Origin of the sequence: Collinsella aerofaciens (assembly GCF_040915545.1) — a bacterium.
GTDB lineage: Bacteria > Actinomycetota > Coriobacteriia > Coriobacteriales > Coriobacteriaceae > Collinsella > Collinsella aerofaciens_BE.
The window spans coordinates 25,499-38,494 of the sequence record NZ_JBCPDH010000012.1 but is presented as its reverse complement, the minus strand read 5'-3'; the positions used below and the strand labels follow the sequence as shown (position 1 = coordinate 38,494).

At 61.6% G+C, this 12,996-nt stretch carries 11 protein-coding genes; 3 read left to right on the top strand and 8 right to left on the bottom strand.

Annotated elements, in window-relative coordinates:
- Positions 1-35: 35 nt before the first annotated feature.
- From pyrF to pyrR, 6 genes are all read right to left on the bottom strand, one after another.
- Positions 36-752 (bottom strand): orotidine-5'-phosphate decarboxylase, encoded by a 717-nt coding sequence (gene pyrF / locus AB5202_RS05485; protein WP_022094720.1) that lies wholly within the window; start codon positions 750-752, stop codon positions 36-38.
- Positions 746-1,654, bottom strand: a complete 909-nt coding sequence (locus AB5202_RS05480) for a dihydroorotate dehydrogenase (RefSeq protein WP_006236128.1) — start codon at positions 1,652-1,654, stop codon at positions 746-748. The genes pyrF and AB5202_RS05480 overlap by 7 nt, the downstream gene beginning before the upstream one ends.
- Before the next feature lie 14 nt (positions 1,655-1,668).
- Positions 1,669-2,436: a dihydroorotate dehydrogenase electron transfer subunit gene (locus AB5202_RS05475; RefSeq protein ID WP_368143755.1), complete on the bottom strand. Its 768-nt coding sequence runs from the start codon at positions 2,434-2,436 to the stop codon at positions 1,669-1,671.
- Between the two features lie 116 nt (positions 2,437-2,552).
- Complete coding sequence (locus tag AB5202_RS05470; RefSeq protein WP_161161343.1) at positions 2,553-3,842, bottom strand: dihydroorotase; 1,290 nt, start codon at positions 3,840-3,842, stop codon at positions 2,553-2,555.
- Positions 3,826-4,770 (bottom strand): aspartate carbamoyltransferase catalytic subunit, encoded by a 945-nt coding sequence (locus tag AB5202_RS05465; protein WP_035138537.1) that lies wholly within the window; start codon positions 4,768-4,770, stop codon positions 3,826-3,828. The genes AB5202_RS05470 and AB5202_RS05465 overlap by 17 nt, the downstream gene beginning before the upstream one ends.
- 4 nt (positions 4,771-4,774) lie before the next feature.
- Complete coding sequence (gene pyrR, locus AB5202_RS05460; RefSeq protein ID WP_006236123.1) at positions 4,775-5,359, bottom strand: bifunctional pyr operon transcriptional regulator/uracil phosphoribosyltransferase PyrR; 585 nt, start codon at positions 5,357-5,359, stop codon at positions 4,775-4,777.
- A gap of 451 nt (positions 5,360-5,810) precedes the next feature.
- Between pyrR and rpmB the strand changes: the two genes are divergently transcribed.
- The 3 genes from rpmB (at position 5,811) to AB5202_RS05445 (ending at position 10,002) form a co-directional block, all read left to right on the top strand.
- Positions 5,811-5,999 (top strand): 50S ribosomal protein L28, encoded by a 189-nt coding sequence (gene rpmB / locus AB5202_RS05455; protein WP_022094725.1) that lies wholly within the window; start codon positions 5,811-5,813, stop codon positions 5,997-5,999.
- Positions 6,000-6,501: 502 nt separating this feature from the next.
- Positions 6,502-9,150 carry a bifunctional acetaldehyde-CoA/alcohol dehydrogenase gene (gene adhE, locus AB5202_RS05450; RefSeq protein ID WP_161160261.1) on the top strand — a complete coding sequence of 883 codons (2,649 nt, stop codon included), beginning with the start codon at positions 6,502-6,504 and terminating at the stop codon, positions 9,148-9,150.
- An 87-nt stretch (positions 9,151-9,237) separates the two neighbouring features.
- A complete protein-coding gene (locus AB5202_RS05445; RefSeq protein WP_368143747.1) occupies positions 9,238-10,002 on the top strand; it encodes a phosphotransferase in 765 nt (254 codons plus the stop codon).
- Between the two features lie 178 nt (positions 10,003-10,180).
- Here the strand turns inward: AB5202_RS05445 and AB5202_RS05440 are convergent, their stop codons facing one another.
- Positions 10,181-11,902 (bottom strand): proline--tRNA ligase, encoded by a 1,722-nt coding sequence (locus AB5202_RS05440; RefSeq protein WP_229089788.1) that lies wholly within the window; start codon positions 11,900-11,902, stop codon positions 10,181-10,183.
- Positions 11,903-12,985, bottom strand: a complete 1,083-nt coding sequence (gene ispG, locus AB5202_RS05435) for a flavodoxin-dependent (E)-4-hydroxy-3-methylbut-2-enyl-diphosphate synthase (RefSeq protein WP_195621726.1) — start codon at positions 12,983-12,985, stop codon at positions 11,903-11,905.
- Positions 12,986-12,996: the final 11 nt, after the last annotated feature.

Genomic DNA, 12,996 nt, shown 5'->3' with positions numbered 1-12,996 from the left:
AATGAGACCCAAAAGTGGTGACTTAGGGGAATCTTTTACGCGACGTTTTCGACCAGCTCGGCGACGATGGCGTCAAAGGCGGCAACCGGATCGTCGGCACCAGTGATGGGACGGCCCACCACAATGTGGCTTGCGCCTCGCTCGATAGCCTGGGAAGGCGTCGCCACGCGAGACTGGTCGCCTAAGGCGGCACCCACCGGACGTACACCCGGAGTCACGATCAGGGCATCAGGACCCAGCAGCTCACGCATGTCGTGAGCCTCCATCGGCGAGCACACGATGCCATCGATGCCGTTGGCCTGAGCGAGCTTTGCCAGGCGGGCGGCCTCCTCGGCCACGGGCGACTCGACGCCGATCTCGCTCAAGGCATCCTGATTCATGCTCGTGAGAACGGTGATGGCGACGAGCTTGGCGCGGTCCTCGCGCGCCTCCTCGGCACCCTCGCGGCAGGCAGCGAGCATGGCGCCCGAACCCAAGCCGTGGACCGAAAGCAGGTCGGCTCCGGCAAGCGAGGCCGAACGGGCGGCACCGCGAACCTGATGCGGAATGTCATGGAACTTGAGGTCGAGGAAGACCTTAAAGCCCAGGTCCTTAAAGGTCTTGACGATCTGGGGACCCTCAGCGTAATAGAGCGTCATGCCCACCTTGAGCCAAGCGGCATGACCAGAAAGCTCGTGGGCGAGCTCGAGCGCACGCTCACGGTCGCAGTCGAGGGCGACGATAACGCGGTCGCGGGCATCGGTCTCTAGCATTCGAAAGCACCTACCAGTTCGTTGATGTCCTTCACGCCCTGGGACTCGGCCCAGGCCTCGAGCTCATGCGCGATCTTGAGCGAAGCGCACGGATCGACGAAGTTGGCCATACCGACCGACACGCAGGTGGCACCGGCCAGGATAAACTCAGCCGCATCCTCACCGGTCATGACACCGCCGACACCGTTGATGGGGATATCGACGGCCTGGGCAACCTCCCAGACCATGCGCACGGCGATGTGATGACACAGCGGGCCCGAAAGGCCGCCCTTGGGCTTTGCCACGCGGGACTTGCGGGTATGGACGTCGATGGCCATACCCTGGATGGAGTTGATGACCGAAAGGCCGTCGGCGCCGGCAGCCTCGAGGGCCTTGGCGATCTCGGCGACGTTGACCGGCGCCATCTTCACGAACAGCGGCTTATCGGTCACCTTACGGCAGGCAGCCATAACGGAAGAGGCGCCCTCGGGCGTGGAGCCCATGGCGGCACCGCCGGCGGCGATATTGGGGCAGCTAACGTTGATCTCGTAGCCGGCAGCCCAGGGGCACAGCTCGACATACATCTCGAGTGCGCGGACAAACTCGTCAACGGAGTGGCCGGCAACCTGACAGATGACCTGGCAGCCGTCCTTGGAGAGCTGCTCGAGCCACGGACCGGACTCGCGAGCAAAGGCGGCCACGCCGGGGTTCTGAAGGCCCACGGAGTTGATCATGCCGCCGGGAATCTCAGCCATGCGGGGCGCGGGATTGCCGGGCCAGGGCTCGGCTGCGCAACCCTTGGTGGTAATGGCGCCCAGCTGGGAAACATCGAAGAAGTTCTGGAACTGCCAACCGTAGCCGAAGGTGCCGGCTGCGGTGTTGATGGGGTTCTGCATCTTGACGCCGCCGAAATCGACGGCCATGTTCACGGTACCCACTAGAAGACCACCACCTTGGAAGCATCGAACACGGGGCCGCACATGCAGGCGCCCTTCATACCGTCGACCGTCTCGACGTTGCAGGTGTTGCAGGCGCCAAAGCCGCAGCTCATCATGCGCTCGAGCGACACCTCACAGTACGCACCGGCCTCGGCGGCAGCAGCGGCGACCTTCTTCATCATGACGGCGGGGCCGCAGCTGGCAACGTAGTCGTAGCCGCCCTCGCCGAGCAGCTCGGCTGCCGGGTCGGTGCAAAAACCGTGCGTGCCGAGCGAGCCGTCGTCGGTGCAAACGTTGACCGTGGCGCCCAGCGCGCGGAACTCATCGATGCCCACGGCCTTGGAAGCGGTGCCAAAACCCAGGCACACGTCGACGGCCACACCCTGCTCGGCAAGCTTGCCGGCAAGGCACAGCACGGGCGGAACACCGATGCCGCCCGCCACGAGCAGCGCCTTCCTGGTGCCCTCGGGAACAAGCCAGCCGCGGCCGCCAGGGCCCAACAGGTTGGACTTGGAGCCGGGGGCCATCTGCGACAGGCGACGGGTGTCGTCGCCCACGACGGCGTACCACAGCTCGACAGTGCCGGCCTCGGCGTCGGCGCGATAGAAGCTCAGGGGCACGCGAAGCAGCGAGGAAGCATCGCCGGGCACGGCAATGTTCACAAACTGGCCGGGCTTGAGCGCACTTGCAAGCTTGGGGGCCGAGATGACGAGCGAGAAGATGCCGTCGGCGATCTCCCGGTTCGAGACGACCTCGAAGTCGTGCATGCGTGCAGTGGAAGGTGTGGGCATAGACGCTCCAATCCCCCATGCGGTTGCATGGTCCAAACGAATAGAAAGCGCGGCACCGCAAGGGCGCCGCGCACAAAAGCGATAAGGCTATGCTAGCAGATGCAGCCGTCGGCAAGCGTCTGCTTACCGCCGACAAACACATCGGTGGCACGACCGGTGAGCGTGCGGCCGGCAAAACCGGAGTTCTCGGCGCGCGACTCGTAACCGTCCTCGCCAACCGTCCAGGTGGCGGACGCGTCGAACACGGTCAGGTCGGCAACGGAGCCCGCCTTGACCTGAACCTGGTCGAGACCCAGGATCTCACGCGGCTTGATGGCCATGAGCTCGACCATGCGGCCCATGCTCATCTTGCCCGTGTTGACCAGCTCGGTGAGTACGAGCGACAGCGAGGTCTCGAGGCCGATCATACCAAAGGGCGCAAGCTCGAACTCACGGGCCTTCTCCCACGGGGTGTGAGGAGCGTGATCGGTGACGATAACGTCGACGGTGCCGTCGATGACGCCCTGACGGATGGCCTCGGCATCCTCCTCGGTACGCAGCGGCGGATTGACCTTGAGCGAGGTGTTGTAGGTCTCGTCCAGGTCGTTCTCGGTCAGGAACATGTGGTGCGGGGTGGCCTCGCAGGTGACCTGAACGCCAGCGGCCTTACCGGCACGCACGATCTCCAGGCCATGGGCGGTGGAGATGTGCTGGATGTGCAGCTTGGCACCGGTCAGCTTGGCGATCTCGATGTCGCGAGCGATCTGGAGCTCCTCGCCGGCAGCCGGCCAGCCCTCGAGAGCCAGACGGGTCGAGACCTTGCCCTCGTTGATCTGGCCATGGCCGACCAGGTCCTCGTCCTGGCAGTGGCTCATAAAGACCTTGCCGAACATCTTGCCGTAGTCCATGCAACGACGGAGCATACCCGCGCCCTGCACGCCGCGACCGTCGTCGGTGAAGGCGACGGCGCCGTGGGCGACCATATCGCCCATCTCGGACATGGCCTCGCCCTTAAGACCGCGGGTCATGGCACCCGACGGATAGACGCGGCAGTGACCGACCTCGGCAGCGCGGGACTTGACGAACTCCACGACGGTGCCGTTATCGGTGACGGGATCGGTGTTGGGCATGGCGCACACGCCGGTAAAGCCGCCCTTGGCAGCTGCGCGGGTGCCGCTCTCGATGTCCTCTTTGACCTCGTAGCCGGGCTCGCGAAGGTGAACGTGCATATCCACCAGGCCAGGGACGAGGTACTTGCCGGAAAGGTCGCGGACCTCGGCTCCCTCGACGGCGAGATTCTCGCCGACCTCGGCGATCTTGTCGCCGTCAATCAGGACGTCAACGACACCGTCAAGCTCGACGGACGGGTCGACGACGTGGGCATTCTTAAGAAGCAAGGCCATTATCGGCACCTCCAAGCAGCAGATACAGGATAGCCATACGCACGCAGATACCGGCGTAGACCTGCTCCAGGATGACGGAGCGTTGCGGGTGGTCGGCCATATAGGAATCGAACTCGACGCCGCGGTTGATGGGGCCCGGGTGGCAGATGATCGCGTCGGGCTTCATGAGCTTCTCGCGGTCCTTGGTCAGACCGAAGAGCTTGTGGTACTCACGAATGGTCGGGAACGGGGCACCCTCGAGACGCTCCTGCTGCACGCGCAGCATGTAGACGACGTCCAGCTCGGGCAGGACGGAATCGAGGTCGCTCGTCACGTGGTCGCAGCCCAGGACCTCGGGCGCCGGCGGCAGCAGCGTGCCGGGGGCGACGGCGTAGGTCTCGCAGCCCATGATCTTAAGGGCGGGGATCAGCGAGCCGCAGACGCGGGAGTGCGCGATATCGCCGACGACGGCGACCTTCAGACCGTGGAAGTCACCCTTGTGCTCCCAGATGGTGTACAGGTCGAGCAGGGCCTGCGTGGGATGGTTGTGCTTGCCGTCACCGGCGCAGATGACGCTCGCGGGCGAGTTCTGCGTGACGATGTAGGGAGCACCGGCGTGCTTATCGCGCACGACGATGCAGTCGATCTTGTAGGCGTTGAGGGTCTCGACGGTGTCGACGAGGCTCTCGCCCTTGACCGTGGAGGTCGAGGAGCCGCCAAAGTTGAGGCTGTCGGCCGAAAGACGCTTCTCGGCGAGCTCGAAGGAGCTGCGGGTGCGCGTCGAGGGCTCGTTGAACATGTTGACGATGGTCTTGCCCTTGAGCGTGGGGACCTTCTTGATGGCACGCTCGTTGACCTCGGAGAACGCCTTGGCGGTCTCGAGGATGAGCTTGATGTCCTCTTCGGAGTACTCGGTAATGTCGATCAGGTGCTTATGGTTGAACGCCACGGTACTACTCACCTCCCAGCGGCGCGGAGCCCACGTGGGAACCCGGCGCGACGTCGTTAATCTCGACAGCGGTGTGGCCGTCGACTTCCTTCATATATAGGTGCACGTTCTCCTCATGCGACGAGGGAACGTTCTTGCCGACAAAGTCCGGCGAGATGGGGAGCTCGCGGTGGCCGCGGTCAACGAGGACTGCCAGCTCAATGCGGCTCGGACGGCCCAGGTCCATGACGGCGTCTAGAGCGGCGCGGATGGTACGGCCCGTATACAGGATGTCGTCCACCAAAACGACGCGTTTGCCATCGACGCTGAAGGGAATGTTGGTGGCGTGGATCGCGGGAGCGAAATTGGTAGCGTAGTCATCGCGGTAGAAGCTGATGTCGAGGCTGCCGAGCGGAACGTCAACGCCCTCGATCTCCTTGATCTCCTCGGCGAGCTTCTTTGCCAGAAGGTCGCCGCGCGTGACGATGCCGACCAGAGCGAGGTCTTCACAGCCCTCGTTGCGCTCGAGAATCTCGTGCGCGATGCGGGTCATCGCTCGATTGACGGCGGTCTCGTCCATGATGACCGCCTTGGGGGAAGTCGTGCCCATCGATCTCCTTCCTCACATGTCTTGACTGCTGACACAGTCAAAAAAATAGATGCCCGACCGCTTAAAGCGGACCAGACACCCACGGGAAAGGCTGCTCTTTGGCAGCTATGTAATTCCATGTGGGTATCTCGTACCCCTTTAATGGTCAAGGGATAGTGTAGCCAACCTCGGGCTTAATTGCGAGCATAAATACAGAGCAATCCGTAAACGGAGCCCAATGCTCCATAAACCTATATATATTTGTGGGACAAGCTTGAAAACGCACGCACGAGCTGGCATAATCCCCTCTGCTGCACGCAAATCGGATCTACGTCCAGGGCCGTGGCGTGAGCACTATCGCCAAAAGAGGAATATCTCTGTGTAGATTACGCACAGAGAGCTGCTTCTGTGCTATAGTTCAGGCTTGTTTGTTAACGCGACATGTTCGTTTGTCGCCCAAGGAGGGTCAGTTATGTCCAAAGTTTGCGAAGTTTGCGGTAAGCACCCCGTTGCCGGTCGCTCCATCAGCCACTCTCACCGCGTCACCAACCGTAAGTTCCGCCCCAACATCCAGCGCGTCTACGTTGTCGTCGATGGTCACCGTCGCAAGATGAACGTTTGCTCCACCTGCCTCAAGTCTGGCAAGGTTGCGCGCTCCTAAATAAGGTCTTACCAACAAGTACCTCGGACTCTCCGGGTCAAAGACCTCGCGTTCACATAGAACTTACCAAAGGCGCCCTCCCTTACGGAGGGCGCCTTTTTGCACTCATTTGGGACAGACTTATATGAGGGTTTGCAGATGTCAAAGGGATCATAGCGCAGCTGGTATGCCTTGTAACTAACGGTACGCCTCGAGCGAGTCGGACGCACCTTACACGGGATTGAAATGGATGTAATCGAGTAGCTGCACCGCCTGTGTGTCCAACTCAACCGCGACCCGCGAATAGCGATTATCAAACAGATGTCCCGTTTTCCCATTGAAATACTCATGAGAGTCTGTACCCAATGAGCGGGGCGATGCAGCAGGCAGATAATTTAGGTTAAAACGATTCATTTTATTGAAGCGTTTTAGTGTGCCTTTTAGAGGAATCTTACCGTTCGCCGAATAATTTCTTGCTATCATGCAAGGCGTAGGGTAAATCTCCGATCGCAAGGAGACACAAATGGTGAAAAAGTCACCGGAAAACACTACTCCCGCAATTGTGGACAACGTAGAGGCGCTTGAGGCTAAGCTCGCTCAGATGCGAGAGGCCCAGGCGCTTTTTGCTACGTACACGCAGGAGCAGGTCGACAAGATCTTCTATGAGGCCGCCATGGCCGCCAACAAGGCTCGTATCCCGTTGGCGAAGATGGCCATCGAGGAGACCGGCCGCGGCGTTCTTGAGGACAAGGTCATCAAGAACCACTACGCCGCAGAGTACATCTACAACGCTTACAAGAACACCAAGACCTGTGGTGTCCTGGAGCGCGACGAGGCTTACGGCATCACCAAGATCGCCGAGCCCATCGGCATCGTGGGCGCCGTCATCCCGACGACCAACCCCACCTCCACCGCGATCTTCAAGACGCTGATCTGCCTGAAGACCCGCAACGCCATCATCATCTCCCCGCACCCGGCTGCCGCCAAGTGCACCATCGCCGCCGCCAAGCTCGTGCTTGACGCCGCCGTCAAGGCCGGCGCCCCCGAGGGCATCATCGGCTGGGTCGATGTCCCCTCCATCGAGCTGACCAACATGGTCATGCGCGACGTCGACATCATCCTCGCCACCGGTGGCCCGGGCATGGTCAAGGCCGCCTACTCCTCGGGCAAGCCCGCCCTGGGCGTTGGCGCCGGTAACACCCCGGTCGTCATCGACGACACCGCCGACGTTCTGCTCGCAGTCAACTCCATCATCCACTCCAAGACCTTCGACAACGGCATGATCTGCGCTTCCGAGCAGTCCGTGACCGTCATCGACACCATCTACGACCAGGTCAAGGCCGAGTTCCAGAAGCGCGGCTGCTACTTCGTCAAGCAGGGTGCCGAGATGGAGGCCCTGCGTGCCGCCATGTTCAAGAACGGCGCCCTCGATCACCGCATCCCCGGCATGGCTGCCGCCAAGATCGCCGAGCTCGCCGGCATCGAGGTTCCCGCCAAGACTAAGATCCTGATCGCCGAGGTCACCTCCACCGACCCCGCCAAGGAGGAGTTCTCCCACGAGAAGCTCTCCCCGGTCCTGGCCATGTACCACGCCAAGGACTTCCAGGAGGCCGTCGACAAGGCCGAGCACCTGGTGCTCGCCGGTGGCCCGGGCCACACCGCCTCTCTGTACGTGCACCCCGCCCAGGCCGAGAAGATCAGCCTGTTCGAGCACGTCATGAAGGCCTGCCGCATCGTCATCAACACCCCGTCCTCGCACGGTGGCATCGGTGACCTGTACAACTTTGGCATGAAGCCGTCTCTGACCCTGGGCTGCGGCTCCTGGGGCGGCAACTCCGTCTCCGAGAACGTTGGGGTGAAGCACTTGATCAACGTTAAGACTGTGGCCGAGCGCCGTGAGAACATGCTGTGGTTCCGCGCTCCCGAGAAGGTCTACTTCAAGAAGGGTTCCACGCCCGTCGCCCTCGACGAGCTGGGCAACGTCATGGGCAAGAAGCGCGCCTTCATCGTTACCGACCAGTTCCTCTTCAAGAATGGCAACACCCGCGCCATCGAGGCCAAGCTCGACGAGATGGGCATCGCCCACGACTGCTTCTACGACGTCGAGCCCGATCCGTCGCTGCAGTGCGCACGTCGCGGCGCCAAGCAGATGGCTCTCTTTGAGCCGGACGTCATCATCGCCGTCGGCGGTGGCTCCGCTATGGACGCCGGCAAGATCATGTGGATGATGTACGAGCACCCCGAGTGCAAGTTTGAGGACATGGCCATGGACTTCATGGACATCCGCAAGCGTATCTTCACCTTCCCCGAGATGGGCAAGAAGGCCTACTTCGTCGCCGTCCCGACCTCCTCGGGTACCGGCTCCGAGTGCACGCCGTTCGCCATCATCACCGACAAGGAGACCGGCATCAAGTGGCCGCTCGCCGACTACGCGCTGCTCCCCAACATGGCTATCGTCGACGCCGACAACTGCATGACCGCCCCGCGCGGCCTGACCGCTGCCTCCGGCATCGACGTCATGACCCACGCCATCGAGTCCTACGTCTCCATCATGGCTTCCGACTACACCAAGGGCCTCTCCGAGCGCGCTGCCAAGCTCGTCTTTGAGAACCTGCCCTCCAGCTTCACGAACGGCGCCAAGGACCCGCACGCCCGCGAGGAGATGCACAACGCCTCCTGCATGGCCGGTATGGCCTTCGCCAACGCCTTCCTGGGCCTCAACCACTCCATGGCTCACAAGCTCGGCGCTTTCCATCACCTGCCCCACGGCATCGCTAACGCCGTCATCCTGACTCGCGTCATGCGCTACAACGCCGCCGAGGCTCCCGTCAAGATGGGTACCTTCTCCCAGTATCCTTACCCCAACGCACTGCACAACTACGCCGAGATGGCCAAGTACTGCGGCATCGAGGGCAAGGACGACAAGGAGGTCTTCGAGAACTTCATCACGAAGCTCGAGGAGCTCAAGGACTTCATCGGCGTCAAGAAGACCATCGCCGACTACGGTGTTGACGAGCAGTACTTCCTCGACACCCTCGACGAGATGACCGAGCAGGCATTCAACGACCAGTGCACCGGCGCTAACCCGCGCTACCCGCTCATGAGCGAGATCAAGGAGCTCTACCTGGACGCCTACTACGGCCGCGAGCCCCAGGACTACGCCGTCTGCTAGTTTTAGCACGGTTATTTGCGGCGGGGGTGCACGGGTGTACGCACGCCCCCGCCGTTGCTTCTATCGCATCGTTGAAAGGATGCAATCATGCTGCTCCCCGATTCCAAGACCGAGCTCGTCCGTCGCGGCAACAAGGTCGTTTACGACCTGGGCGACAAGATCGTCAAGGTCTTTAACGAGACCAAGCCCGTCTCCGACGTGTTCAACGAGGCTTTGAATCTTGCCCGCATCAATGAGTGCGGCATCCGCAGCCCCAAGGCTCTCGAGGTTTCCCAGCTCGAGAACGCCAACGGCTGGGCGCTCGTGACCGAGAAGGTTCCGGGCACCACCCTTGCCGAGAAGATGACTGCCGAGCCCCAGCGCTTTGGTGAGTACCTCGAGATGTTCGTCGATCTCCAGATTGAGATCCACGGCTACACCTCCCCGCTGCTCAACCGTCAGCGCGACAAGTTCGCCCGCATGATCGACAGCCTTGATCAGCTCAATGCCACCACGCGCTACAACCTTCAGGAGCGTCTGGACGGCATGACCAAGGAGTTCAAGGTCTGCCACGGCGACTTCAACCCCTCCAACGTCATCGTCGGCGACGACGGCCAGCTCTATGTGTGCGACTGGGCACACGCCACCCAGGGCTCCCCTGCTGCCGACGTTGCCACCACCTACCTGCTCTTCGCCCTCAACAGCAAGGACCAGGCCGAGGCCTACCTGGAGCTCTACTGCAACCGCGCCGACATGCCCATGCAGGTCGTGCGTCAGTGGACGAGCATCGTCGCCGCTTCCGAGCTCGCTCGTAAGCGCAACGTGAACGATGAGTTCCTGAAGAACTGGATCGACGTCGTCGATTATCAGTAATATCTGAGCGATTTATTTCGCATCGGAGGCACAATGGAAAACCCCGCAGCTCGCATGGGCTGTGGGGTTTTCCTTTTAGATATCGAGGATGCTACAAGATAATAGGACGGCCCCGCATCTCCCCGATTGGAGAAATGCGGGGCCGTCCCACATATCGAACTACAAGCGAAATCGTCGATTAACGGCGGGCTGCCTTAACAAGCTCGGCAACCTTGGCAACGACCTCGTCGATCGCCACGTCCTCGCGCTCGCCCGTAGCACGGTCCTTGAGCTCAACGGTGCCATTCTTAAGGCCGCGCTTGCCCAGAACCACCTGATACGGGAAGCCCATGAGGTCGTTATCGACAAACTTAAAGCCCGGACGCTCATCGCGATCGTCGACGACGACCTCGATACCCTCGGCACACAGGCCATCAACAATCTGCTCGCAGACGGTAGCGCACTCTTCCTTCTTGGGATCAAGCGGAATCACCGCGACCTCGTACGGGGCAACGGAGACCGGCCAGACGATACCGTGCTCGTCGTTGTGCTGCTCCACGACGGCAGCAAGCGAGCGGGACACGCCCACGCCGTAGCAACCCATGATGAGCGGCTTCTCCTTGCCGTCCTCATCCATAAAGGTGGCACCCATGGCCTCGGAGTACTTGGTGCCCAGCTGGAAGACCTGAGAGACCTCGATGCCGCGGGCAGCGGAGAGCGGCTTGCCGCAGTGCGGGCAGGGGTCGCCGGCGACAACGGTGACCAGATCGGCCCACTCATCGACGGTAAAGTCGCGCTCGGGGCAGGCACCGGTAAAGTGATAATCGACCTCGTTGGCACCGCAGGCCCACTGTTTGGACTCGCGCAGGCTCTCGTCGCAGACCAGACGAATGCCATCGGGCAGGTTAACCGGTCCGATAAAGCCCTTGTGCAGACCGTTCGCCTGAAGCTCCTCGTCGGTCATCATGCGATAGCCCTTGCCAAAGACGTGCTCGGCCTTGCAATCGTTGAGCTCGTGATCGCCCGGAACAATGGCCACGACCGGCTTGCCCTCGGCGTCGATGAGTGCCAGCGACTTGCGCGTGCCGTTCTCGGGGAACCCAAAGAACTTAGCAACAGCCTCAATGGTGCCCATGCCCGGAGTCTCAACCTTGGTGAGCGTACCGTCACCAGGACCCTCGGTCACGACGACCTTGGTGCTTGCAGCCTCGTCATCGGCAGCGAAGCCGCAATCGTCGCAGTAGACGAGCGAAGCCTCGCCGGCGTCAGCCAAAGCCATGTACTCGACGGAGGTATCGCCACCGATCTCGCCAGAATCGGCGACGACGGGCAGAGCCTTGATGTAGCAGCGCTCGCAGATATTGGCGTACGCCTGCTTCATCTTGTCGTACTCCTCCTGCAGGCTCTCCTGCGTGGCGGAGAAGCTGTAGGCGTCCTTCATGATGAACTCGCGGCCGCGCATCAGGCCAAAGCGGGGACGGAACTCGTCGCGGAACTTGTCCTGGATGTGGTAGAGGTTAACGGGCAGCTGCTTGTAGGAGCGCAGCTCATTGCGAACCAGGGCCGTAACGGTCTCCTCGTGCGTGGGGCCCAGGACGAACTCGCGACCATGACGGTCGTCAAAGCGCACAAGCTCCTTGCCATAGGCGTCGATGCGGCCGGACTCGCGCCACAACTCGGCGTCGACCATGATAGGCATCATAAGCTCCTGGGCGCCGGCAGCGTCCATCTCGTCGCGCACGATGTTCTCGATCTTACGGATCGAGCGCCAGGCAAGCGGCAGGTAGGAATACAGGCCGGCGGCCTCCTTGCGGATCATGCCGGCACGGAGCAGCAGGCGGTGACTGGCGAGCTCAGCGTCCGCCGGATCCTCTTTAAGCGTCGGCGCATAGAGCTTAGACATATACATTGCTCGGGTCATTTATTTCTCCTCAATAAGCTTGTCGACCTCTGCCATAAGCGCGTCGACAATTTGGTCCTCAGCTACTTTACCAATGATCTGGCCATGCGAAAAGAGCAAGGCCTGACCACGTCCGCAAGCAACGCCCAGGTCGGCATCAGAAGCCTCGCCGGGGCCATTAACGGCACATCCCATAACGGCAATCGAAAGCGGCGCGGTATAGTTCTTAAGCCGCTCGGTTACTTCCTCGGCAATGGGAATAAGGTTAACCTGGCAGCGGGCGCACGTGGGGCACGAGACAATCTCGGGGCCACGGCGACGCAGGCCCAACGACTGCAGAATACCCCAGGCAACCGGCGGCTCCTCAACCGGATCGGCTGTGAGCGACACACGCATGGTGTCGCCAATGCCTTCGGAAAGCAAGATACCCAAGCCTACAGAGCTCTTGATGGTGCCCTGGAGCTTGGTCCCCGCCTCCGTCACGCCCAGGTGAAGCGGAACGTGGGGAATCTCACGCGACAGGGCTCGATAGGTATCGAGCGTCGTTTGCACGCTATGGGCCTTGGCCGAAAGCACAATGTTCGTAAAGCCGTGGTCCTCAAAGTGCTTGACGAAGCGCTCGCTCGACATCACGAGCTTTTCGGGCTGCGTGAGGTCGTCGCGCTCGGCGATATCCTGCTCAAGCGAACCAGCGTTGACACCGATGCGAATTGCGCAGCCCGCAGCACCCGCGGCATCGATGACAGCATCGACCTTGGCCCAATCGCCGATATTACCGGGATTGATGCGGAGCTTGGCGGCACCGGCCTCGACGGCGCCGATGGCCAGCTTGTGGTTAAAGTGGATATCGGCAACGATTGGCACCGGAGACTCGGCACAGATGGTGCGGAAACCCTCAAGCGCGGCCTCGGTGGGCACGCTCACACGCACGATATCGCAGCCAGCCTGCGCCAACGCGCACACTTGCGCAAGCGTTGCCTGGGCATCAGCGGTATCGGTGCAGGTCATGGATTGGACCACCACCGGCGCGCCGCCACCGATCTGCACACCGCCCACATGCACGGGGCGCGTCAACTCGCGAGGCAAAGGATGGGATAAAGACAATCCAAACACTC